23 protein-coding genes and 1 pseudogene are annotated in these 21950 nt (G+C 70.5%); 13 read left to right on the plus strand and 11 right to left on the minus strand.

Going from position 1 to position 21950, the window contains the following annotated elements:
- Window positions 1–6 precede the first annotated feature (6 nt).
- Complete coding sequence (locus FHS39_RS03010) at window positions 7–1281, plus strand: amino acid deaminase (RefSeq protein WP_184346153.1); 1275 nt, start codon at window positions 7–9, stop codon at window positions 1279–1281.
- A 90-nt stretch (window positions 1282–1371) separates the two neighbouring features.
- Here FHS39_RS03010 and FHS39_RS03015 read toward each other — a convergent pair whose 3' ends face one another.
- Complete coding sequence (locus FHS39_RS03015; RefSeq protein ID WP_221462275.1) at window positions 1372–1602, minus strand: hypothetical protein; 231 nt, start codon at window positions 1600–1602, stop codon at window positions 1372–1374.
- A gap of 571 nt (window positions 1603–2173) precedes the next feature.
- On the opposite strand from FHS39_RS03015, the gene FHS39_RS25225 reads away from it, so the two are divergent.
- The 3 genes from FHS39_RS25225 to FHS39_RS25230 are packed head-to-tail and all read left to right on the plus strand — an operon-like array spanning window position 2174 to window position 3176.
- Window positions 2174–2419, plus strand: coding sequence for a helix-turn-helix domain-containing protein (locus FHS39_RS25225; RefSeq protein ID WP_246469925.1), 246 nt, complete (start codon window positions 2174–2176; stop codon window positions 2417–2419).
- 45 nt (window positions 2420–2464) lie between these two features.
- Window positions 2465–3076: a DUF5753 domain-containing protein gene (locus tag FHS39_RS03020; RefSeq protein WP_343069370.1), complete on the plus strand. Its 612-nt coding sequence runs from the start codon at window positions 2465–2467 to the stop codon at window positions 3074–3076.
- On the plus strand, window positions 2988–3176 hold the full coding sequence (locus tag FHS39_RS25230; protein ID WP_246469774.1) for a DUF397 domain-containing protein: 189 nt from the start codon (window positions 2988–2990) through the stop codon (window positions 3174–3176). The genes FHS39_RS03020 and FHS39_RS25230 overlap by 89 nt, the downstream gene beginning before the upstream one ends.
- A 4-nt stretch (window positions 3177–3180) precedes the next feature.
- Here the strand turns inward: FHS39_RS25230 and FHS39_RS25930 are convergent.
- Together FHS39_RS25930 and FHS39_RS03030 are read right to left on the minus strand one after the other, a co-directional pair.
- Window positions 3181–3272: pseudogene (locus FHS39_RS25930) on the minus strand (IS5/IS1182 family transposase); the annotation flags it as partial.
- Window positions 3273–3324: 52 nt separating this feature from the next.
- Window positions 3325–4215, minus strand: a complete 891-nt coding sequence (locus tag FHS39_RS03030) for a S41 family peptidase (RefSeq protein WP_184346154.1) — start codon at window positions 4213–4215, stop codon at window positions 3325–3327.
- 375 nt (window positions 4216–4590) lie between these two features.
- Between FHS39_RS03030 and FHS39_RS03035 the strand changes: the two genes are divergently transcribed.
- Both FHS39_RS03035 and FHS39_RS03040 read left to right on the plus strand, forming a co-directional pair.
- Window positions 4591–6204, plus strand: coding sequence for an N-acyl-D-amino-acid deacylase family protein (locus FHS39_RS03035; RefSeq protein WP_184346155.1), 1614 nt, complete (start codon window positions 4591–4593; stop codon window positions 6202–6204).
- Window positions 6205–6290: 86 nt separating this feature from the next.
- Complete coding sequence (locus tag FHS39_RS03040; protein WP_184346156.1) at window positions 6291–7499, plus strand: pyridoxal phosphate-dependent aminotransferase; 1209 nt, start codon at window positions 6291–6293, stop codon at window positions 7497–7499.
- Window positions 7500–7599: 100 nt separating this feature from the next.
- On the opposite strand, the gene FHS39_RS03045 is transcribed toward FHS39_RS03040, so the two are convergent.
- Complete coding sequence (locus tag FHS39_RS03045) at window positions 7600–9420, minus strand: phosphoenolpyruvate carboxykinase (GTP) (protein WP_184346157.1); 1821 nt, start codon at window positions 9418–9420, stop codon at window positions 7600–7602.
- A 262-nt stretch (window positions 9421–9682) separates the two neighbouring features.
- Here FHS39_RS03045 and trhA point away from each other — a divergent pair, with 262 nt between their 5' ends.
- A complete protein-coding gene (gene trhA, locus FHS39_RS03050; RefSeq protein ID WP_184346158.1) occupies window positions 9683–10384 on the plus strand; it encodes a PAQR family membrane homeostasis protein TrhA in 702 nt (233 codons plus the stop codon).
- A 352-nt stretch (window positions 10385–10736) separates the two neighbouring features.
- Window positions 10737–11363: a TetR/AcrR family transcriptional regulator gene (locus FHS39_RS03055; protein WP_184346159.1), complete on the plus strand. Its 627-nt coding sequence runs from the start codon at window positions 10737–10739 to the stop codon at window positions 11361–11363.
- Between the two features lie 37 nt (window positions 11364–11400).
- Here FHS39_RS03055 and FHS39_RS03060 read toward each other — a convergent pair whose 3' ends face one another.
- The 3 genes from FHS39_RS03060 to mca all read right to left on the minus strand — a co-directional run bounded on the left by FHS39_RS03060 (window position 11401) and on the right by mca (window position 14599).
- Window positions 11401–13425, minus strand: a complete 2025-nt coding sequence (locus FHS39_RS03060; protein WP_184346160.1) for a thioredoxin domain-containing protein — start codon at window positions 13423–13425, stop codon at window positions 11401–11403.
- 84 nt (window positions 13426–13509) lie between these two features.
- A complete protein-coding gene (locus FHS39_RS03065) occupies window positions 13510–13722 on the minus strand; it encodes an RAMP4 family protein (protein ID WP_184346709.1) in 213 nt (70 codons plus the stop codon).
- Between the two features lie 7 nt (window positions 13723–13729).
- On the minus strand, window positions 13730–14599 hold the full coding sequence (mca, locus tag FHS39_RS03070) for a mycothiol conjugate amidase Mca (protein ID WP_184346161.1): 870 nt from the start codon (window positions 14597–14599) through the stop codon (window positions 13730–13732).
- A gap of 125 nt (window positions 14600–14724) precedes the next feature.
- On the opposite strand from mca, the gene FHS39_RS03075 reads away from it, so the two are divergent.
- Window positions 14725–15135, plus strand: a complete 411-nt coding sequence (locus tag FHS39_RS03075) for a DUF4307 domain-containing protein (protein WP_184346162.1) — start codon at window positions 14725–14727, stop codon at window positions 15133–15135.
- Window positions 15136–15319: 184 nt separating this feature from the next.
- Window positions 15320–15817, plus strand: a complete 498-nt coding sequence (greA, locus tag FHS39_RS03080) for a transcription elongation factor GreA (RefSeq protein WP_184346163.1) — start codon at window positions 15320–15322, stop codon at window positions 15815–15817.
- Between the two features lie 75 nt (window positions 15818–15892).
- Here greA and FHS39_RS03085 read toward each other — a convergent pair whose 3' ends face one another.
- The 3 genes from FHS39_RS03085 to ilvA form a co-directional block, all read right to left on the minus strand.
- A complete protein-coding gene (locus tag FHS39_RS03085) occupies window positions 15893–16753 on the minus strand; it encodes an ABC transporter permease (RefSeq protein WP_184346164.1) in 861 nt (286 codons plus the stop codon).
- Window positions 16750–17748: an ATP-binding cassette domain-containing protein gene (locus FHS39_RS03090; RefSeq protein WP_184346165.1), complete on the minus strand. Its 999-nt coding sequence runs from the start codon at window positions 17746–17748 to the stop codon at window positions 16750–16752. Before FHS39_RS03090 ends, FHS39_RS03085 begins: the two co-directional genes overlap by 4 nt.
- A gap of 156 nt (window positions 17749–17904) precedes the next feature.
- Entirely contained in the window at window positions 17905–19068 is a 1164-nt protein-coding gene (ilvA, locus tag FHS39_RS03095) for a threonine ammonia-lyase (protein ID WP_246469928.1), read from the minus strand.
- Window positions 19069–19422: 354 nt separating this feature from the next.
- Here ilvA and FHS39_RS03100 point away from each other — a divergent pair, with 354 nt between their 5' ends.
- From FHS39_RS03100 to FHS39_RS03110, 3 genes are read left to right on the plus strand one after another with little or no spacing between them, the layout of a single operon-like run.
- On the plus strand, window positions 19423–19923 hold the full coding sequence (locus FHS39_RS03100) for a MarR family winged helix-turn-helix transcriptional regulator (RefSeq protein ID WP_184346167.1): 501 nt from the start codon (window positions 19423–19425) through the stop codon (window positions 19921–19923).
- Window positions 19924–19982: 59 nt separating this feature from the next.
- Window positions 19983–20429: a sigma factor-like helix-turn-helix DNA-binding protein gene (locus tag FHS39_RS03105; RefSeq protein ID WP_184346168.1), complete on the plus strand. Its 447-nt coding sequence runs from the start codon at window positions 19983–19985 to the stop codon at window positions 20427–20429.
- Window positions 20426–20698 (plus strand): hypothetical protein, encoded by a 273-nt coding sequence (locus FHS39_RS03110; RefSeq protein ID WP_343069326.1) that lies wholly within the window; start codon window positions 20426–20428, stop codon window positions 20696–20698. Before FHS39_RS03105 ends, FHS39_RS03110 begins: the two co-directional genes overlap by 4 nt.
- 46 nt (window positions 20699–20744) lie before the next feature.
- Here FHS39_RS03110 and FHS39_RS03115 read toward each other — a convergent pair whose 3' ends face one another.
- Window positions 20745–21893 carry a cystathionine gamma-synthase gene (locus FHS39_RS03115; protein WP_184346169.1) on the minus strand — a complete coding sequence of 383 codons (1149 nt, stop codon included), beginning with the start codon at window positions 21891–21893 and terminating at the stop codon, window positions 20745–20747.
- Window positions 21894–21950 lie beyond the last annotated feature (57 nt).

Raw genomic sequence — 21950 nt, forward strand, 5'->3', positions numbered from 1 at the left:
GGCTCCATGGGTACCGGCCCCGTCGCCGCTCTCGCCCAGGAACGGCTCGACCACCGTTTCAAGGGTCTGCCTCCGGATGCCGAAGGCCTGACCGTCGGGGCGCTGGCCGCGCAGCGGCGGTCGCTGTTCGCCGGGGGCTTCATCACGCCGGTGCTCACGCTGTCGGCCGAGGCCCTGGACCACAACCTCGCCGTGATGGAGCGCTGGGCCGGCGAGCGCGGCCTCGCCTTCGCCCCGCACGGCAAGACGACGCTGGCGCCGCAGCTGCTCGAACGCCAGCTGGAGCACGGGGCCTGGGGCATCACCGCCGCCATGCCCAGCCAGGTCCGGGTCTACCGCGCCTTCGGGGTGCGCCGGATCTTCCTCGCCAACGAGGTCGTCGACGCGGCCGCGCTGCGCTGGCTCGCCGCCGAGCTGGCCGCCGACCCGGAGTTCCATCTCGTCACTTACGTCGACTCGGTGCGCGGCGTGGAGCTGATGGACGCCGCCCTGCGCGAGGCCGGCGCCTCCCGCCCGCTGAACGTCGTCATCGAGCTCGGCGCGGCCGGCGGCCGTACGGGCGTACGGACGGAGGAGGGCTGCGAGGCCGTCGCCGACGCGGTGGCCGCCACGAGCACCCTGCGGCTGGTGGGCTTCGCCGGTTACGAGGCGGAGATCCCGGGTGCGGACGAGGAGTCCGTACGCGCCTGGCTGGACCGGCTGACCGGGCTGGCCGTCGCCTACGACAAGGCGGGCCGCTTCGCCGGCGTCCCCGAGATCGTCGTCAGCGCGGGCGGCAGCGCGTGGTTCGACGCGGTCGCCGAGGCCTTCGCGGCCCTGCCGCCGCTGTCGGCACCGGTGCTCAAGCTGCTGCGTTCCGGCGCGTACGTCACGCACGACGACGGCCAGTACCGCCGCAAGACGCCCTTCAACCGGCACCCGGAGGAGGGCGAACTGCGGCCCGCGCTGCGACTGTGGGCCCAGTGCGTCTCGCGCCCCGAGCCGGGCCGGGCGTACCTCAACGCGGGCAAGCGCGACGTCTCCTACGACCTGGACCTCCCCGAGCCCCAGCTCATCCGCTCCGCCCGCGACGGCTCGGTGCGGCAGGCAAAGGGCATGACGGTGACGGCCCTGGCGGACCAGCACGCGTTCCTGACCCTCGACGAGGACGCGGAACTGGAGGTCGGCGACTGGGTGGGCCTGGGCCTGTCCCACCCGTGCACGGTCTTCGAGAAGTGGCCGCTGATCCCGCTGGTGGCGGGGGACGGCACGGTGACGGATTACGTCCGGACGTTCTTCTGAGCGGGCGCAATCCGGCTTGATTAGATGTGAAGAGGCCCCCGCCGTTGCCGGCGGGGGCCTCGGCAGTTCGCGGGGAGGGTGACTACCTCGTCATAGTCGCCCGCCCTTCCTTGATTCGGCGTTTGTGGCCTTGGGCTTGGCCATCATCACTTCGCCGGGTGTCGCAGGCCGAACGTATGCCGGCAGTGCGTCCCACTCCGGCCCACCGAGGAGGGGCTGGAGCCGGATGCGGTCTCCGTTGACGGCCATGACCTGGCCGACCTTGTACCAGACGGGGTCGACGGCGTAGCAGCCGATGACGATCCGCGGGTCGATGCTCACTGGTCCGCCTCCCCGGCGTGGGGTTGGCGCACGATGTTGAGCCCGTGCGGCGTGGGCACTAGGGCGTGTCCGATGGGTCAGCGCTGGTCCCGCGGCGTCTGGTGCTGGGGGGCACCTCCCAGCGGTAGCTGGGGGAGCATGACCCGCGTACTGGGCGTACCCGGGTTATGCGACAACGCGGCGAGGTGCCGTGCTGGGGGCACCTCCCAGCGGTAGCTGGGGGAGTCGCGGGGCCTGTGCCGACCCATCGGACACGCCCTAGTACGTACTCACTGCCCCTCCACATGGGAGTCAACTGTCCATAGCTGCAATGGCATTGCGGCAAGCGCGCAGAGGCGTGCTGGTCGGCACTCCTTCCAGCGTTGGCCACGCCCCGGGGTCGGTAGGACGACCGCCGGGGTTTGTCGTGGGCCTGTCGCAGCACCCAAGATCACCATTCAGTGACGACGGCGTGACGCGTGGCGACTGAGTGCACAGCATGCACCCGCATCCCTGTCACTTGCAAGACATGAGAATGCATAGCGTGCATGTGCGAACTGGTCTTGCAGTAGAGGTAGTTGCCGGACAGAAGATGCCTACGGTTCGCCTACGGCGCTTGGCCGGCGAGCTGCGTCGGCTGCGCAAGGGCACAGGGTTGACCAGGGACGACGTCACAGAGCAGACAGGGCTCAACACAGCGACCTTGTACAGGATCGAGACAGCACGAGTCCGACCGCAGCAGCGGACGTTGACGGCGCTACTCAATCTGTACAGAGTCGGCGAGAAACAGCGTGGCGAGATTGTGGCGCTGTCGAAGGGTGCCAGCTCACAGGGCTGACTACGCCCATATCACAGTGAACTGCCCGAGGAATGCACTGCATACATCAGCTTTGAGGCCGAGGCATGCGCTGTTCGCAACTACGAAAGCCTCTTCATCCCCGGTTTGTTGCAGACAGAGGACTACGCACGCGCGGTGATCAAAGGCGTGCTGCCGATGGCAAGCGCGAGAGAAATCGAGCAACGGGTACAGGCGCGGGTCGAACGTCAAGTGGTCCTGGGCAAGGCCGATCCACTCAACTTGTGGGCCATCATGGACGAGGCAGCCCTACGACGCACAGTAGGCGGTCCCGAGGTCATGCACGAACAGATGCAACACCTGATAGCGGCAGCCTCTGAGCCGCATATGACACTACAGGTCATCCCGTTCAGCGCCGGGGCACACGCGGGCATGCCTGGATCGTTCGTGCTCATGAGCTTCCCCGACGTCGAGGACCCAGAAATCATCTACATCGACAGCATGGCCGGCGACCTTTTCCTCGAAGCCGAGGCGGACGTCCGTCGGTATGGCGCGATCTTCGACAATCTCCGCGCCGTGGCACTGAGCCCGGATGATACATCGAACCTGATTGCGTCAGTGGCGAAAGAGCTCCTACAGCAGCGGAAATGGCCAATGCGTCGAGATTGCTTTCCTGGGCGTGGTGGTGAAAACGCGTGACAGCAAGAATTCCATCGGTTCGACGGTAACTTTCAGCACCAAGTCTTGGTCGGCGTTCATCGGCCAGGTCCAGTCGGACGCTTTCCCACCCGTCGCCTGACCCGTCGTGCCCGGTGGCAGCCAGAGGGTGGGTCGGCTCGAACGGCGGCCGCTGCGGCAACAGGGCAGCGAATTGGTCCCAGGGCTGTTCGATCAGTCACGATGGCAGCACAGGCACAGGTCTCTCCGGTCCTATAGAGCGTCGCTGCTCAGCCGAGCCGCGTGCGCAGGTGCTCCAGTGCCGCTTTGAGCGCGCGCCCGGGCGTGACGGCCAGGTCAGGCTCGACACCGACGCCTTCCCAGTTGGTACCAGTGACCGGGTTGATCGAGCGGGCAGTGGGGACGGTCACTGTGACGTGCGGGGCGACCGGAATGCGGTCCGTAGGGTGGGCGCCACCTCGGGTGGTCTGGCCGATCAGAGTGGCGCGCTTGAGCACCTTCAGGTTGTACGCCAGCTCCTCTCCACCGGAGAAAGTGAGGTCGCTGGTCAGCACGGTGACCGGGCGGTCCAGGTAGCGCGGGGCGGCGAGGTGCCCGAGGGTCCAGTACTGGCGGGTGAACTCAGTGGTCCGTTCGTAGATGTCATTGAGGTGCACCCCGTCGTCAGCGAAGAAGTAGCTGCACCACAGCTGCACGCCCTCCGGTGAGCCGCCCCGACACTGCCGCAGGTCGATGACCAACGCCTCGGTGGTAGCGAGCAGTTGCATAGCGGCGCCGATCGCGGGACCACCCAGATCGGCGGGGGCGATCATGCGAAGGTCGAGGTAGCCGATATTGTCGTCGAGCTGCTCCACCCGCCGGATGCCGTAATTGTTCTCCCGGGCGTACCGCGCGAAGCGTGCACGGGCGACGTCCTCCGGCTCCTCGTCCATCGATTGCGGCTCCTCGGTCCACAACAGCCGCAAATGCTCGTCCGGACATGCCTTCTGGAGGTCGTCCGTGACGCGCTTGCACAACTCCCGTACGTCCAGTCCCTGATATGCGCCCACGGCCAGCTGGCGCCGGATCGCAGCATCGATGGCAGCTGCCTGTTCGGGGAAAACGTAACCGGCGGTGATCCGGGCCAGTGCGGCCTCGAGTATCTCGTGATTAGTCGTCATGCGCGCGATGGTAGGTCCGGGTCGAATGGATGCCCAGCGGATTTCACGGCCGCTTCTTCAGCTACCGCCCCCGCCCAGGCCGTCGCCGACTGCCTCGGCGATGCGACCACCCAGCGTTGCGCGCTGTGCGACGACCCGGTGAAGACCACCCGCCTCGTCCAGACCACCTACCTGCGCAACCTCTAAAGCGGCGGGCGACGCAGCTACGACTCCACCGAGACGGACAACCACGCGGGGCCTCAATCCGCTCTCACCCGTTCTACGTCCGGTCACCCACCCGACGTACGCCCAGCGGCCAGCGCGTCCTCGCTCTACGTGCAGCACCGGCCCCGCCCAGGGGGACGTGAAAGGGCAGGCCCGGGGAACAACCCCACCATGGACACCGTGTTGCGCAACGCGACCGTCATCGACGGCACCGGTGAGACCCCGCCCTACCGTGCCGACGTCGGCCTGGCCGAAGGCCGGATCGCCGCCATCTGCCGCGAGGGCCGCGGCGGCGGCAAGAGGCCCAGCGGACGCCGGGTGATCGACGCCCAAGGCCTCGCCCTGAGCCCCGGCTTCATCGACATGCACGCCCACAGCGACCTCGCCCTTCTCGCCGACCCCGCCCACGAGGCCAAGGCCGCACAGGGCGTCACCCTCGAAGTCCTCGGCCAGGACGGCCTGTCGTACGCGCCCGTCGACGACCGCACCCTCGACGAGGTGCGCACCCGGATCACCGGGTGGAACGGCGACGGGCGCGACGTCGCCTTCGACTGGCGGACCGTCGGCGAGTACCTGGACCGCCTCGACCGCGGCGTCGCAGTCAACGCCGCCTACCTCGTCCCGCAGGGCACGGTCCGGATGCTCGCCGTCGGGTGGGAGGACCGGCCCGCCACCGCCGCCGAGACCGGGCACATGAGGCGTCTGGTGGCCGAGGGGCTGGAGCAGGGGGCCGTAGGGCTCTCCTCCGGGCTCACCTACCCGCCCGGCATGTACGCCGACGACGCCGAACTGACCGAGCTGTGCCGGGTCGTGGCCCGCTACGGCGGCTACTACTGCCCGCACCACCGCTCGTACGGCGCGGGCGCGATCCGGGCGTACGGAGAGGTGATCGCCCTCGCCCGCGGCGCGGGCTGCGCGCTGCACCTGGCCCACGCCGTCATGAACTTCCCCGAGAACGCGTGCCGCGCCCCCGAGCTGCTCGCCCTGCTGGACTCGGCCCTCGCGGAGGGCTGCGACATCACCCTCGACACCTACCCCTACACCCCCGGCTGCACCACACTCGCCGCGCTCCTACCGGGCTGGGTGAGCGCGGGCGGACCGGATGCGGTGCTCGCGCGGCTGCGCGACGACGCGACGGCCGCGCGCATCCGGCACGCGCTGGAGGCGGAGGGGTCGGACGGCTGCCACGGGACGAGAGTCGACTGGGAGACCGTCGAGATCTCGGGGGTCGCCACGCCCGGCCTGGCGGCGTCGTATACGGGGAAGACCATCGCCCGCGCCGCCCGCGAGCGCGGCGAGGAGCCGTGGGCCACCGCCCGGCGACTGCTGATCGAGGACCGGCTGGGGACGACGATGCTGCACCACGTCGGGGACGAGGGGAACGTCCGCACGATCATGCGACACCGGGTGCACACGGGCGGCAGCGACGGCATCCTGCACGGCGCGAAGCCGCACCCGCGCGCCTTCGGCACATTTCCGCACTACCTCGGGCGGTACGTCCGTGAACTGGGCGTTCTCTCTCTGGAGGAGTGCGTGGCGCATCTCACGTCGCGCCCGGCGGCCCGGCTGAGGCTGCCGGACCGGGGTCTCGTACGGGAGGGATACCGTGCCGATCTCGTTCTCTTCGATCCGGACACGGTGGCCGCCGGCTCCACTTTCGAAGCCCCTCGCGCACTTCCGACCGGCATTCCTTATGTCCTGATTGCCGGACGCTTTGTGATGGAAGACGGGCGCCGGACAGACGTCCTGGCGGGCCGCTCGGTGCGACGCGCGCCCGCGGCTTAAACGGAGACGTACGGCCGGTTTCCTGTTTCGTTCCTGTGACGGAAATCCGCGCGCGGTCGCCGTGGGGCGACCGTAGGGTTGCCGTCATGCAGGTGATCCAGTCAACGAAGCTCGCCAACGTCTGCTACGAAATCCGTGGCCCGGTACTCGAGGAGGCCATGCGGCTCGAGGCAGCAGGTCACCGCATCCTCAAGCTCAACACCGGCAACCCCGCCACCTTCGGTTTCGAGTGCCCTCCGGAGATCCTGGAGGACATGCTGCGCAACGTCGGCGACGCCCACGGCTACGGCGACGCCAAGGGGCTGCTCTCGGCCCGGCGCGCGGTGGTGCAGCACTACGAGACCAAGGGCATCGAGCTGTCGGTCGAGGACGTCTACCTCGGCAACGGCGTCTCCGAGCTGATCCAGATGTCGATGCAGGCCCTGCTCGACGACGGCGACGAGGTGCTCGTACCGGCCCCGGACTACCCCTTGTGGACGGCCTCGGTCTCCCTGGCGGGCGGCACGGCCGTGCACTACCGCTGCGACGAGCAGGCGGACTGGATGCCGGACCTCGCCGACATCGAGCGCAAGGTCACCGACCGCACCAAGGCCATCGTCATCATCAACCCCAACAACCCCACGGGTGCCGTCTACGACGACGAGATGCTGCGCGGGCTGACCGAGATCGCCCGCCGCCACAACCTGATCGTCTGCTCCGACGAGATCTACGACAAGATCCTCTACGACGGCGTCACGCACACCCCGACCGCCGCCATCGCCCCCGACCTGCTGACCCTCACCTTCAACGGCCTGTCCAAGTCCTACCGGGTGGCGGGCTACCGCAGCGGCTGGATGGCGGTCTGCGGCCCGAAGGCCCACGCGGACAGCTACATCGAGGGGCTGACGATCCTCGCCAACATGCGGCTGTGCGCCAACATGCCGGCCCAGCACGCGGTGGCCACGGCGCTCGGCGGACGCCAGTCGATCAACGACCTGGTGCTGCCCGGCGGACGGCTGCTGGAGCAGCGCGACGTGGCGTACGAGCTGCTGACGCAGATCCCCGGCGTCAGCTGCGTCAAGCCCAAGGGCGCGCTCTACGCCTTCCCCCGGCTCGACCCCAAGGTCTACAAGATCAAGGACGACCGGCAGATGGTGCTGGACCTGCTCCGCGCCGAGAAGATCATGGTCGTCCACGGCACGGGCTTCAACTGGCCGGAGCCGGACCACTTCCGACTGGTCACCCTGCCGAACGCGAAGGACCTGACGGACGCGGTGACGCGCATCGGCAACTTCCTGGACGGCTACGGCCAATAGACGGCTACGGCCAATAACGGGGGCAGCCAATAACGGGGAGTGCCCCTGACGTCGGAACCGCGTGCGGCGCGGTCCGACGTCAGGGGCAGAGCCCGGCCGGTCAGCCCAGGCGCTTGACCAGCGCGCGGTACTCGTCCCAGATCTCCTTCGGCGTGTGGTCGCCGAAGGTGTTGAGGTGCTCGGGCACCAGGGCCGCCTCCTCGCGCCAGACGTCCTTGTCGACGGTGAGCAGGAAGTCGAGGTCGCCCTCGCTCAGGTTCAGCCCGTCGGTGTCGAGGGCATCGCGGGTCGGCAGGATGCCGATCGGGGTCTCGACGCCCTCGGCCTTGCCGTCCAGCCGCTCGACGATCCACTTCAGGACGCGGCTGTTCTCGCCGAAGCCGGGCCAGACGAACTTGCCCGCGTCGTTCTTGCGGAACCAGTTGACGTAGTAGATCTTCGGCAGCTTGGCCTGGTCCTTGCCCTGGCCCACCTTGACCCAGTGACCCATGTAGTCACCCATGTTGTAGCCGCAGAACGGCAGCATGGCGAACGGGTCGCGGCGCAGCTCGCCGACCTTGCCCTCGGCGGCGGCGGTCTTCTCGGAGGCCACGTTGGCACCGAGGAAGACGCCGTGCTGCCAGTCGAAGGACTCGGTCACCAGCGGCACGGCCGAGGCGCGGCGGCCGCCGAAGAGGATCGCCGAGATCGGCACGCCCTTGGGGTCCTCCCACTCGGGCGCGATGATCGGGCACTGCGAGGCGGGGACGGTGAAGCGGGCGTTGGGGTGGGCGGCCGGGGTCCCGGAGGCCGGGGTCCAGTCGTTGCCCTTCCAGTCCGTGAGGTGCGCGGGCTGCTCCTCGGTCATGCCCTCCCACCACACGTCGCCGTCGTCGGTGAGGGCGACGTTGGTGAAGACGGAGTTGCCCCACATGGTCTTCATCGCGTTGGCGTTGGTGTGCTCGCCGGTGCCGGGGGCGACGCCGAAGAAGCCGGCCTCGGGGTTGATGGCGTACAGGCGGCCGTCCTCGCCGAAGCGCATCCAGGCGATGTCGTCGCCGATGGTCTCCACGGTCCAGCCCGAGATGGTGGGCTCGAGCATGGCGAGGTTGGTCTTGCCGCAGGCGCTCGGGAACGCGGCGGCGACGTACTTCGCCTCGCCCTGCGGCGGGGTGAGCTTGAGGATGAGCATGTGCTCGGCCAGCCAGCCCTCGTCGCGGGCCATGACGGAGGCGATGCGCAGGGCGTAGCACTTCTTGCCCAGCAGGGCGTTGCCGCCGTAGCCGGAGCCGTAGGACCAGATCTCGCGGTCCTCGGGGAAGTGCGAGATGTACTTGGTGGTGTTGCACGGCCACGGGACGTCGGCCTCGCCCTCGGCGAGCGGCGCGCCGAGGGTGTGGACGGCCTTGACGAAGAAGCCGTCGGTGCCGAGCTCGTCGAGGACGGCCTGGCCCATGCGGGTCATGGTGCGCATCGAGACGGCGACGTAGGCGGAGTCGGTGATCTCGACGCCGATCGCGGACAGCGACGAGCCGAGCGGGCCCATGCAGAAGGGCACGACGTACATGGTGCGGCCGCGCATCGAGCCGCGGAAGATGCCCTGCTCACCGGCGAAGATCTCCCGCATCTCGGCGGGGGCCTTCCAGTGGTTGGTCGGGCCCGCGTCCTCCTCCTTCTCGGAGCAGATGAAGGTGCGGTCCTCCACGCGCGCCACGTCGCTGGGGTCGGAGGCGGCGTAGTACGAGTTCGGGCGCTTGACCGGGTCGAGCTTCTTGAAGGTGCCCTTGGCGACGAGCTCCCCGCACAGGCGCTCGTACTCGGCCTCGGAGCCGTCGCACCAGACCACCCGGTCCGGCTGGGTGAGGGCGGCGATCTCGTCGACCCAGGAGATCAGCTCCTGGTGGTTGGTGGGGGTAGTGGGAGCCGCACTGCTGCGCGCCACGATCGCTCCGTCCCGCCGGAACCCGCTGTCCGGCGTCAGATGTTGAGGGTGGAACGGACCCGGTTCACTCCGGTGTGTCCGCCTCTTCACTTGGTTGCCCCTTGGGGGCTGCGACCCAGACGCTTCGTGACCGCTCATCCGGTGCCGCCCGCACTCATTTGATCATCCGACTCCTCCGGGGATCTGTCCAGGGGGCACCCCCGTGACCATCGCCACGTGATACCGGTCCGTAACCTACGGTGCCGTAGGTAGCATGACCTGCATGACTTCCGCGCCCGACGCAGCGCGCACCGCGCCTTCCGCCCCCGCCGCGCCCCTCGCGACGGCCCCGGTCAAGCCGCGGCTGCGCGGCTGGCTGCACGCCGGGATGTTCCCCGCCGTACTGATCTCCGGCGTCTTCCTGACGGCCCTGGCCGACAGCACCCGCGGCCGGATCGCGTGCGCCGTCTACGTGCTCAGCGCCTGCCTGCTGTTCGGCATCAGCGCCCTCTACCACCGCGGCGACTGGTCCCCGCGGACCACCGCCGTGCTGCGCCGTCTCGACCACGCCAACATCTTTCTGATCATCGCGGGCACGTACACCCCGCTGACCATGCTGCTGATCCCCGGCACCCGCGGGCAGGTGCTGCTGTGGGCGGTGTGGGGCGCCGCGGTCGCGGGCATCGCCTTCCGCGTCTTCTGGGTCGGCGCGCCGCGCTGGCTCTACCTCCCCTGCTACATCGCCATGGGCTGGGCCGCCGTCTTCTTCCTGCCCGACTTCCTGCGCAGGGGCGGCATCGCCGTCCTCGTCCTGGTGATCGTCGGCGGCCTGCTCTACAGCGTGGGCGGCGTGATCTACGGGATCAAGAAGCCCAACCCTTCACCGCGGTGGTTCGGCTTCCACGAGGTCTTCCACTCGCTCACGCTGGCCGCCTTCATCACGCACTACGTGGGCATCTCGCTGGTGGCCTATTCGCACGCCTGACGCGGGCCGACCGGCCCGGAAGCCGACACGGAACAGGGCGCCCGGCAGCCCGCGCGCCCTCCCGCCCGGCCGCGGCCGCGAGGCCGCGGACACCCGCCAGGCCAGCGCGCCCACCCCGGCACCCACCACGGCCAGCACCGCGAGCTCCCCCGCGAGCACATAACCCCCGACGCACAGCGCCGCGACCAGCAAGGCCACGACATTTGCAGCGGCACCCATCACCGATCACCCCTCCGATCTCACTGATCGGACCCCTGCCCCGCACATAGCGTCACACACCCCACTGACAATCAGTGTGTCATCAAGGATCCGGCGGACGGCCGGCACAAGATCGATGACCGAGAATGCTGTCATGGCCCCAGCACAGACGTCGTCCTCCTCCGCCCACCCCGGGCCCAGACTCGGGCTCCGCGAGCGGAAGAAGATCCAGACCCGGCAGGCGATCCGCCGCGCCGCCTACCGCCTCTTCTCGGAGCACGGATACGACGCCACGCCCGTCGACCGGATCGCCGAGGCCGCCGACGTCTCCCCCAGCACCGTCTTCCGCTACTTCCCCACCAAGGAAGACATCGTGCTCACCGACGAGTACGACCCGGTGATGGAGGCCGCCATCCGCGCCCGGCCGGCCGGCGAACCACCCGTCGAGGCCGTCCGACAGGGCTCCCTCGACGCGCTGCGCCACATCATCGAGACCGACGCCGCCGAACTGCGCCAGCGCACCCGGCTCGTGCGCGACGTGCCCGCGCTGCGCGGGCGCTCCGCCGAGGCGATGGCCGAATCGGCCCGCGTCCTGTGCGCGGTGCTCGCCCAGCGCACCGGGCTCCCGGCGGACGGCCTGGAGCTGCGCGTACTGGCCGCCGCGGTGCTCGGGGCGGTGCAGGAGACGACCATGTACTGGGTCGACCAAGGGCAGGAGGAGGACCTGCTGCCCCTCATCGAGCGGACGCTGGACGTGCTGACGCGGGGACTCGCCCTCTGAGGGACTCTGACGGACCCTCTGGCGGACCCCCTGAGGATCACCCCAGCTTCTCCGCCAGCGCCTCCGCATCGCTCGTCGGCGCGTCACAGGTGAAGCCCCGGCACACATAGGCCGCCGGACGGCCGTCCACCAGGCCCCGGCCGGACAGCAGCGGCACCTCCTCCGAGCCCGGCTCGCCCACCGCGACCACCGCGCCGGGGGCGGTCCCCAGCAGGGCCGTACGGTGCAGCGCGCGCGTGCCGGGATGGTCGGCAGGGCCGACGACGGCGACCTCGCGGGGCCCGTCCAGCAGCGCCTCGGCGACCGCCAGCCCCCAGCTGATGAAGCGCGGTGCCCGCGCGCCCAGGGCCGCCGCGATGCCCAGTGCCTTCTCCGCGGCCTGCCGGTGCGTGGCGCTGCCGGTGTACGCGGCGTACGACAGCAGCGCGCCCGCCGCGGCCGTCCAGCCGGAGGGCGTGGCGTTGTCCGTGGGGTCCTGCGGGCGGCGGATCAGCGCCTCGGCGTCGTCGGCGGTGTCGTAGAGCGTGCCGTCCTCGGCGGTGAAGTGGACCAGGACCGTGTCCAGCAGCAGCCCCGCGAAGTCGACCCAGACCCCCTCGCCGGTGACCGCGGACAGGGCGAGGAAGCCCTCGGCGACGTCCGCGTAGTCCTCCAGCACCCCCGCGTGGCCGCCCGCGACGCCGTCGAGGGAGGTGCGGAAGAGCCGCCCGTTCCAGTCCATGTGCGTGCGCACCAGCAGATCGGCGGCGTCCGTGGCGGCCTGGACCAGATCCGGGCGGTCGAAGTAGGCGCCCGTCTCGGCGAGGGCGGCGATGGCGAGCCCGTTCCAGGCGGCGACCACCTTGTCGTCCCGGCCCGGCCGGTGCCGCCGCTCGCGGGCGCCGAGCAGCCGGGCCCGTACGGCGGCGAGCTTCGCGGCGTCCACGAGCCGCTCGGAGTCGGGCAGCTGGAGGACGGAGGCGCCCTCCTCGAAGGTGCCCTCCTCGGTGACCCCGAAGTAGTGGGCGGCGAGCGCCGCGTCCTCCTCGCCCAGGGCCTCGCGCAGCTGCTCGGGCGTCCACACGTAGTACGCCCCCTCCACGTGCCGTCCCGTTCCGTCGTCGCTGTCGGCGTCGAGGGCGGAGGCGAACCCGCCCTGCGGGGTGCGCAGTTCGTGGATCATGAAGTCGGCGGTCTGCAGGGCGACGCGCCGGGCGAGCTCGGAGCCGGTGGCCCGCCACAGGTGCGCGTAGACGCGGCACAGCAGCGCGTTGTCGTAGAGCATCTTCTCGAAGTGCGGGACGGTCCAGGAGGCGTCCACCGCGTAGCGCGCGAAGCCGCCGCCGAGCTGGTCGTAGATGCCGCCGCGGGCCATGGCCTCGCCGGTGGCCGACGCCATCTCCAGGGCGGCCTCGGAGCCGGTGCGCACATGGTGGCGCAGCAGGAACTCCAGCGTCATGGCCGGCGGGAACTTCGGCGCCCCGCCGAAGCCGCCGCGCACGGCGTCGAACTCGCGGGTCAGCCCCAGCAGCGCGGCGTGCAGATCCTCGGCGGCGGGGGTGCGGGCCGTGTCCACGGCCAGGGTCCGCTCGGACAGGTCGCGCACGATGCGGCGGGCGACCTCCCCGACCTCCTCGCGGCGGTCGGTCCAGGCCGTGCGGACGCCCTCCAGCACCTGGGGGAAGGAGGGCATGCCGTGCCGGGGCTCGGGCGGGAAGTAGGTGCCGAAGTAGAACGGCTCGGCGTCGGGCGTCATGAAGACGGTCATCGGCCAGCCGCCCTGTCCGGTGGCGGCCTGGACGGCCTCCATGTACACGGCGTCGATGTCGGGCCGCTCCTCGCGGTCGACCTTGACGGAGACGAAGTGCTCGTTGAGGTAGCCGGCCGTGGCGCCGTCCTCGAAGGACTCGTGCGCCATGACGTGGCACCAGTGGCAGCTCGAATAGCCCACGCTCAGCAGCACGGGCACACCGCGGCGCCGGGCCTCCTCGAAGGCCTCGGGCGACCACGGCCACCAGTCGACCGGGTTGTCGGCGTGCTGCAGGAGGTACGGGGACGTCTCGTGCGCCAGGCGGTTGGGCATGGGCCCATCCTTCACCACGCCGGGGGCGCGGGGCGCGCCTGACCCGCCCCTTGCCCGAACCGGGCGGGGCTGGGGCGGGATCGGCTACTTGGCGTCCGTGCCCTCGCCGGGGGCGCCCGGCTCCGGGGCCTCCACGAAGTCCACGCGCTTCATGTGCTTGTTCATGCTCTTCATCAGCAGCCAGACGGCCCCGCCGATCACGGCGAAGACGATGAAGCCGAGCACACCTGGCGTGACCTTGTCCTGGTCCAGGTCGGCGGCGAGCGGCAGGGCGGCGAGGGAAGCGGTCGCGCTCATCATGGGGTCAATTGTTGCGGATGCCCGCGAAGAGGTCGTCCTCGGGGAGGGAAGTGTCCACGAGAGACTTGGCGAGCTCGTACTCCTCGGTCGGCCACACCTCGCGCTGGAGGTCCAGCGGGACCCGGAACCAGCCGCCGTCGGGGTCGATCTGCGTGGCGTGGGCGATCAGCGCCTTGTCGCGGATCTCGAAGAAGTCGCCGCAGGGCACGTACGTGGTCAGGGTCCGCTCGCGGCCCATCGTGTGCCAGCGCTCCAGCCACTCGCCGTAGGGGGACTCCATGCCGCGCTCCAGCAGGGCGTCGTGCAGCGCCTGGGTGCGGGGGCGGTTGAAGCCCTGGTTGTAGTAGAGCTTCTGCGGCTGCCAGGGCTCGCCGGCCTCGGGGTAGCGCTCGGGGTCGCCCGCGGCCTCGAAGGCCACCATCGAGATCTTGTGGGTCATGATGTGGTCGGGGTGCGGGTAGCCCCCGTTCTCGTCGTACGTGGTGACCACGTGCGGGCGGAACTCGCGGATCAGGCGCACCAGCGCCCCCGCCGCCTCGTCCACGTCCTGCAGCGCGAAGCAGCCCTCGGGCAGCGGCGGCAGCGGGTCGCCCTCCGGAAGGCCGGAGTCGACGAAGCCGAGCCACTCCTGCTTGACGCCCAGGATGTCGCGGGCCTCGGCCATCTCCCTGGCCCGGACCTCGTGGATGTGCTCCTCGATGTAGGGGTCGCCCTGGAGCTTGGGGTTGAGGATGGAGCCACGCTCGCCACCCGTGCAGGTGGCGACCAGCACGTCCACCCCCTCGGACACGTACTTGGCCATCGTGGCCGCGCCCTTGCTCGACTCGTCGTCGGGGTGGGCATGAACGGCCATCATTCGCAACTGCTCAGTCAAGGCTCGATCCCTTGGGTCTCAGGTCTTGGCCCCTCCCATTGGACTTCCGGGGCGCCTCCTATAGTGACCGAAGCGGGCGCCGTTTCATTCCGCGTTCACAAACCGGCGCCCAGGAGGGAACGATCATGGCTGCGGAGGGCGAGGCGCTGCCCGAGGGCCGTTACGGCCGCTCGGCCGACGAGCGTGCCGACCGCAAGCTGAAGATCGTCGGCGGGGTGCTGGGCGCCGCGCTGCTGGGCTTCGTCGGCTGGGCGGGTGTGCATTACCTCACCAAGTCGGACGTCAGCGGCCAGCTCATCCGCTCCAGGACCGTCTCGGCCAGTGCCGTGCAGGCGGTGCTGGAGGTCCGCAAGGAGAAGGACGCCGTCGGGGTGTGCACCCTGCGCTCGCTGGGCGAGGACGGCAGCGAGGTGGCCCGCAAGGACGTCACGCTGGACCGGCGCGAGGCCCACTTCACCGAGCTCGTCACGATCCGTACGACGCAGCGCGCCAGCGCGACGGAGCTCGAGGGATGCCGGACCGCGCCACGCGGATGACCCCCCGCTGACCTGCATTGACGAGATTCTTGCGCAATTCGTCCCGCTTACTTCTTCCCCCTTTCCGGACGTAATTGTTAGGCTCGTGGTTTCGCCCACCTTTGAAGGCGCACCCTTCTGAGTAGGGCGTTTCATTTGTGTAGCGATGTCCCCCCAGCATTCCCAGCACCGACGAGGAGCACCTGTGACCCAGACCAGCGACAACGTCACCTGGCTGACTCAGGAGGCGTACGACCAGCTCAAGGCCGAGCTGGACTACCTGTCTGGTCCCGCTCGCACCGAGATCGCGATGAAGATCGCGGCGGCCCGCGAGGAAGGTGACCTGCGAGAGAACGGCGGGTACCACGCGGCCAAGGAGGAGCAGGGCAAGCAGGAGCTCCGTGTGCGCCAGCTGACGCAGCTGCTCGAGCACGCGAAGGTCGGCGAGGCCCCCGCCGCCACCGGTGTGGTCGCCCCCGGCATGGTCGTCACGATCGCCTTCGACGGCGACCCCGACGACACCCTCGACTTCCTGCTCGCCTCCCGCGAGTACGCCAGCTCGGACATCGAGACGTACTCCCCCCAGTCCCCGCTGGGCACCGGCGTCAACGGCAAGAAGATCGGCGAGGACGCCGAGTACGAGCTGCCGAACGGCAAGAAGGCCAAGGTCCGCGTCCTGGAGGCCAAGCCCTACCGGGCTTGATCCACGAGGCGGGTGGCGCGAGGCCCCGGACCCCGATGGGGTCCGGGGCCTCGGCGTGTTCGGCCGCCTCTCCCCTCAGCCCGTCGCCGAGCGGTACTTGCGCACCGACAGCGTGCGGAAGGCCGCGATGATCAGCACCGACCAGAGCAGCGACGCCCACACCGGGTGCTGCATCGGCCAGGCGGCCGGCACCGGATAGCCCGCCGGCAGATTGCCGAACAGCTGCCGCGCCGCCTGCACGGTCGCGCTGAACGGGTTCCACTCGGCGATGTGCCGCAGCACGGTCGGCATGTTGTCCGCGGGCACGAAGGCGTTGGAGATGAAGGTCAGCGGGAAGAGCCAGATCAGCCCGCCCGAGGTGGCCGCCTCCGGGGTGCGCACCGACAGCCCGATCAGGGCGCCGATCCACGAGAAGGCGTAGCCGAGCAGGAGCAGCAGGGCGAAGCCCGCGAGCGCCTGGCCGATGCCGTTATGGATGCGCCAGCCGACGATCACGGCGACGATCGCCAGCACCACCAGCGTCAGCGCCGTCTGCACCAGGTCGGCGAGGGTACGGCCGGTGAGCACCGCCCCGCGGGCCATGGGCAGGGAGCGGAAGCGGTCGATGAGCCCCTTGTGCATGTCGTCGGCGATGCCCGCGCCCGCGCCGGCCGTGGCGAAGGTGACCGTCTGGGCGAAGATGCCCGCCATCAGGAACTCGCGGTAGGTGGCGGGGTCCGTGCTGCCGCCGACGGCGATCGAGCCGCCGAAGACATAGCTGAACAGCACCACGAACATGATCGGCTGCACCAGACCGAAGATCACGACTTCGGGGATGCGGGCCATCCGGATCAGATTGCGCTGGGCCACGACCAGGGAGTCGCGGACGGACTGGACGGCACCGCCCCGGGCCTTCGGCACCGCCGTCCTGGTGAGGGTGCGGCCGCCGGTGCTCATGGAGTCGCTCCTTTCCGCTCCTTCTGCGCCTCGGCCTCGTCGGCCTCCTCCGCGGTCTCGGCCGCGTGCCCGGTCAGCGAGATGAAGACGTCGTCCAGCGTGGGACGGCGCAGGGCGATGTCGTCGATCTCGATGCCACGCAGGTCCAGCTCGCGGATGACCTCGGCGAGCAGCTTGGCGCCGCCGGAGACCGGGACGGTGACCTTGCGGGTGTGGTGGTCGATGGTGGAGTCGCCCTTGCCGAAGGTGCGCAGCACGTCGTCGGCGAACGGTATGTGCTCGCGCTCGTGCACCACGAGCTCGACGCGCTCCCCTCCGGTGCGCGCCTTGAGCTGGTCGGAGGTGCCGCGGGCGATGACGCGCCCGTGGTCGACGACCGCGATGTCGTGTGCCAGGTGGTCGGCCTCCTCCAGGTACTGCGTGGTGAGCAGCAAGGTGGTGCCGCCGGCCACCAGTTCCTGGATGACCTCCCACAGTTGCTGGCGGTTGCGGGGGTCCAGGCCGGTGGTGGGCTCGTCCATGAACATCACGGGCGGGCTGACGACCAGGGCGGCGGCCAGGTCGAGGCGGCGGCGCATGCCGCCGGAGTACGTCTTGGCGGGGCGGTCGGCGGCGTCCGCGAGGTTGAAGCGCTCCAGCAGCTCGCCGGCCCGCACCTTCGCGTCGCGGCCGCTCATCTGGTAGAGCTGGCCGACCATGCGGAGGTTCTCACGGCCCGTCAAGTATTCGTCGACGGCGGCGAATTGTCCGGACAGGCCGATGGAGTGGCGGACTTCGTCGGGCTTTTTCAGTACGTCGATTCCGGCGACCACGGCGCTGCCGCGGTCGGGCTTGATCAGCGTGGTCAGCACGCGCACGGTGGTGGTCTTGCCCGCGCCATTGGGGCCGAGCAGTCCTAGAACGGTTCCTTCCGGAACGTCGAGATCGACGCCGTCCAGAGCCTTGACGTCGCCGAAGGTCTTGACCAGGCCTTCGGCATAAATTGCGCCTGGCATGGAGGTTCTCCCCGTTTGGGTGACGTAATAAGGGATTTTACGTTCCCGGGGCCCGTTCCGCGCTGTGAATTCCCCCGCCGGCATTCACCGGAATATTCCGTGCCGCTATTCCGTCGACGGTCGGGGCGCCCGGCAGTCGGGGCGCCCCCTCCGCCGTCAAGTCGTCACCAGGTACCCCGCGTCCCGCAGCGCCGCCCCCACCTCGGCACAGTGCCCGGGCCCCTTGGTCTCCAGGTGCAGTTCCACCTCGGCCTCGGTGAGGGCGAGCCGCGGATCGGTGCGCACATGGCTGATGTCGAGGACGTTGGCGTCCACCTGCGTCAGCACCTCCAGCAGCGCGGCCAGCGCGCCCGGACGGTCCGTCAGGCGCAGCCGCAGCGACAGGTAACGGCCCGCCGCCGCCATGCCGTGCCGCAGCACCGCCTGCAGCAGCACCGGGTCCACGTTGCCGCCCGACAGCACCGCCACGACCGGGCCCCGGAACGAGCCCGGGTCGGCCAGCAGTGCGGCCACCGGGCTCGCCCCGGCGGGCTCCACGACCAGCTTCGCCCGCTCCAGGCAGAGCAGCAGCGCGCTGGACAGGTCGTCCTCGGAGACCGTACGGACCTCGTCGACGAGGTCGGCGACGATCCGGAACGGCACGACGCCCGGGCACCCCACCCTGATGCCGTCCGCCATCGTCACCGGGGCCTCCACCGGCACCGGGTGCCCGGCGGCCAGCGAGGGCGGGTACGCGGCGGCGCCCGCCGCCTGCACGCCGACGATCCGCACGTCGGGCCGGAGCGCCTTGACCGCCACCGCGATCCCGGCCGCCAGTCCGCCGCCGCCGAGGCCTACCACGATCGTGCCCACCTCCGGGCACTGTTCGAGGATTTCGAGTCCCACGGTGCCCTGCCCGGCAATGATGTCCGGGTGGTCGAAGGGGTGGATGAAGACGGCGCCGGTACGCCGCGCGTATTCGCGGGCGGCGCTCAGCGTCTCGTCCACCACCTGTCCGTGCAGGCGCACTTCGGCCCCGTAGTCGCGCGTGGCGGCGACCTTCGGCAGCGGGGCGCCCTGCGGCATGAAGACGGTGGACCGCACGCCCAGCAGGGAGGCGGCCAGGGCCACGCCCTGCGCGTGGTTCCCGGCGCTCGCCGCGACGACGCCTGCCGCGCGCTCCTGCTCCGACAGGGCGGCGATCCGCACGTACGCACCACGGATCTTGAAGGAGCCGGTCCGCTGGAGGTTCTCGCACTTGAGGTGGACGGGGGCGCCGATCAGGCGGGACAGATGACGGCTGCCCTCCAGGGCGGTCGTTCGAGCCACCCCGGACAGCATCTTCTGTGCCTCCCGGACGTCGTCGAGCGTCACCGGCAGCGCGCGGCCACCGAGCCCCTCGCGCCCCAGGGCGTCGCCGCCGTCACCATGGTCGTCCCCGTCCCCAACGTGCACTGCCATGTGCCCAGTATGGTGCCCGGAGCCCGTCGCGGAGGAACGTCCGGCACCCCCCTGACACCGGCCTCCCCGGCGGCTCCCGGAGCGACAAACCGACCGGTATGCCGATCTGGGGACCGCACAAACCGACCGGTTTGCGGAGCACCGGTACAGCCGACCGCCGGGCCGCGTACTCTGTCCCCCACTCTCGGCAATCCCTGCCGGTTCCTGCCCGCCGTACGAAGTGAGCCCCAGGCCATGCCCACCCCTCAGGACATGACGACCGACCTCGCACCCGGTGTCCTCGACGCCCTCCAGCACCAGGTGGCCGTCTTCGCCCGCCGCGCCGAGCAGACCCGGCTCGGCGGCGTCGGCCGGGTCCACAACTCCATGGACCGCGCCGCCTACCTGCTGCTCAACCGCCTCGACCAGGAAGGCCCGATGGGCGTCAAGGCGCTCGCCGCGGGCATGGGGATCGACTCCTCGACCGTCACCCGCCAGGTGGCGCCGCTCGTGGACACCGGCCTGGTCAAGCGCACCTCGCACCCGGAGGACGGCCGCGCCGTCGTACTGCAGCTCTCGCCGCGCGGCAGGGCGCGCCTGGAGGAGGTGCGCGCCTCCCGGCGCGAGCTGATGGCGCTGTGCACCGACGGCTGGACGGAAGACGAGCGGGACGCCTTCTGCACCCTGCTCACCCGCTTCAACACCGCCCTCTCCGGCGTCCACACCGCCATCCCGCAGGTGCCGCCGACCTCTTGACCCGCGCCCGGGACCTGCCCTGTCCTTGAACGGGACACGGCTATGGAGGCGGGGCAGGGTTGCGAGAGCGGCAGGCGGCCCGGGAGCGCCGCCGCGCCCGCGAGTTCGAGGCGTTCGTCGGGGGCGCGGGCGGCAGGCTGCTGCGCGCCGCCCTGCTGCTGACCGGTGAGCCCGCCGACGCCGCGGAGGCCGCCGAGCGGCTGCTCACCCGGGCCCTGGCCCGTACGTACGCCGCCTGGGACCGGCTCGGCGGCGAGGACCCCTACGACCACACCCGCCGCGAGCTCGCGGCCGCCTTCGCCCGCACCGCGCGCCGCTACCGGCACGCACGCGGCGGGGTGCTGGAGCGGCTCACGCCGCAGGAGCGCCTGGTGCTGGTGCTGCGGCTGCACGAGGGCATCGCCGAGGAGCAGGCTGCGGCCTGCCTGGGGCTGTCCGTGGAGCGCGTACGGGTGATCTGTACGCGCTCGGTGGCCGCGATGCGCAGCCGTCGGGCGGCGTCGTGAGCGGCTACAAGCACGTCGTGAGCGGCTACGACCGCAAGGAGGCCGAGGTCCGCCGGATGCTGGACGCCCCGCGGCCGTCCGTCCCTCCCGAGCTGGCGGTACGGGCCGCCGAGCGCGGCATGCGGCTGCTGCGGAGGCGCCGGGCCTTGCGGAGGGTGGGGTGGGTGCTGCTGACGGCCGCGGTGGTGGCGTTCTGCGTGTGGGCGGCGGTCACGGAGCCGTGGGCGGCGCCGCCGGAAGGGACGACGCCGCCGCTGCGGCATTGGTGACTGGTGAAACGGTTGCCCTGGGCCTTTCGGCGTTTTGGGGCGTGTCTTAGCCCAGCGCCTGCTGGAGGTCCGCCACCAGGTCGTCCACCGACTCGATGCCGACCGACAGGCGCACCAGGTCCGCCGGGACCTCCAGCGCGGAACCGGCCACGGACGCGTGCGTCATCAGACCCGGGTGCTCGATCAGCGACTCCACGCCGCCCAGCGACTCGCCGAGCGTGAACAGCTTCGCGCGGTTGCAGACCTCGACCGCCGCCTCCTGGCCGCCCTTGACGCGGAAGGAGACCATGCCGCCGAAGGCGCGCATCTGCTTGGCGGCCACCTCGTGGTGGGCGTGCTCGGGCAGGCCGGGGTAGTAGACCTGGGTGACCTTCGGGTGGGCCACCAGCACCTCGGTGATGCGCTCGGCGTTGGCGCTGTGCCGGTCCATGCGCACGGCGAGGGTCTTGATGCCGCGCAGCGTCAGCCACGAGTCGAAGGGGCCGGCCACGGCGCCCATCGCGTTCTGGTGGAAGGCCAGTTCCTCGGCGAGCGCGGCGTCCGCCGTCACGAGCGCGCCGCCGACGACGTCGGAGTGGCCGCCCATGTACTTGGTGGTGGAGTGCACGACGACGTCCGCACCCAGCGACAGCGGCTGCTGCAGGTAGGGGCTGGCGAAGGTGTTGTCGACGACCAGCTTCGCCCCGGCCTCGTGGGCGATCCCGGCGACGGCGGCGATGTCGGTGATGCCGAGCAGCGGGTTGGAGGGCGTCTCCACCCAGACGGCCTTCGTCTTCCCGGGCCGGACGGCTGCGCGCACGGAGTCCGGGTCGGAGGTGTCGGCCACCGACCACTCGACGCCCCAGCGGCCGACGACCTTGGCGAAGAGGCGGAAGGTGCCGCCGTAGGCGTCGTTCGGGATGACGACATGGTCACCGGGGGCGAGGAGCGTGCGCAGCAGGCAGTCCTCGGCCGCCAGGCCCGAGGCGAAGGCGAGGCCGCGACGGCCGCCTTCCAGGGCCGCCAGGTTCTCCTCGAGGGCGGTGCGGGTGGGGTTGGCGCTGCGGCTGTACTCGTAGCCGCCGCGCAGGCCGCCGACGCCGTCCTGCTTGAACGTGGACACTTGGTAGATGGGCGGTACGACGGCCCCCGTCAGCGGGTCCGCCGCCTGGCCGGCGTGGATGGCCAGGGTCTCGAAGCTCTGCTGGTCGCTCATTCATCCGAGAGTAGTGCCCGTAAGCCCGAACGCTCCTGTTCACTTGTAACCGGCGGA

It is taken from the genome of Streptomyces olivoverticillatus, from assembly GCF_014203555.1.
GTDB classification, from domain to species: Bacteria; Actinomycetota; Actinomycetes; order Streptomycetales; family Streptomycetaceae; genus Streptomyces; species Streptomyces olivoverticillatus.

Coding starts and splice junctions, on each gene's coding strand:
- FHS39_RS03040 (WP_184346156.1), top strand. CDS start 6,291: ATGCAGGTGATCCAGTCAACGAAGCTCGCCAACGTCTGCTACGAAATC.
- FHS39_RS03030 (WP_184346154.1), bottom strand. CDS start 4,215: ATGACGACTAATCACGAGATACTCGAGGCCGCACTGGCCCGGATCACC.
- FHS39_RS03055 (WP_184346159.1), top strand. CDS start 10,737: ATGGCCCCAGCACAGACGTCGTCCTCCTCCGCCCACCCCGGGCCCAGA.
- ilvA (WP_246469928.1), bottom strand. CDS start 19,068: ATGCTGTCCGGGGTGGCTCGAACGACCGCCCTGGAGGGCAGCCGTCAT.
- FHS39_RS03060 (WP_184346160.1), bottom strand. CDS start 13,425: ATGCCCAACCGCCTGGCGCACGAGACGTCCCCGTACCTCCTGCAGCAC.
- FHS39_RS03065 (WP_184346709.1), bottom strand. CDS start 13,722: ATGAGCGCGACCGCTTCCCTCGCCGCCCTGCCGCTCGCCGCCGACCTG.
- FHS39_RS03010 (WP_184346153.1), top strand. CDS start 7: ATGGGTACCGGCCCCGTCGCCGCTCTCGCCCAGGAACGGCTCGACCAC.
- FHS39_RS03035 (WP_184346155.1), top strand. CDS start 4,591: ATGGACACCGTGTTGCGCAACGCGACCGTCATCGACGGCACCGGTGAG.
- trhA (WP_184346158.1), top strand. CDS start 9,683: ATGACTTCCGCGCCCGACGCAGCGCGCACCGCGCCTTCCGCCCCCGCC.
- FHS39_RS03075 (WP_184346162.1), top strand. CDS start 14,725: ATGGCTGCGGAGGGCGAGGCGCTGCCCGAGGGCCGTTACGGCCGCTCG.
- FHS39_RS03100 (WP_184346167.1), top strand. CDS start 19,423: ATGCCCACCCCTCAGGACATGACGACCGACCTCGCACCCGGTGTCCTC.
- FHS39_RS03115 (WP_184346169.1), bottom strand. CDS start 21,893: ATGAGCGACCAGCAGAGCTTCGAGACCCTGGCCATCCACGCCGGCCAG.
- FHS39_RS25225 (WP_246469925.1), top strand. CDS start 2,174: ATGCCTACGGTTCGCCTACGGCGCTTGGCCGGCGAGCTGCGTCGGCTG.
- FHS39_RS03085 (WP_184346164.1), bottom strand. CDS start 16,753: ATGAGCACCGGCGGCCGCACCCTCACCAGGACGGCGGTGCCGAAGGCC.
- FHS39_RS03090 (WP_184346165.1), bottom strand. CDS start 17,748: ATGCCAGGCGCAATTTATGCCGAAGGCCTGGTCAAGACCTTCGGCGAC.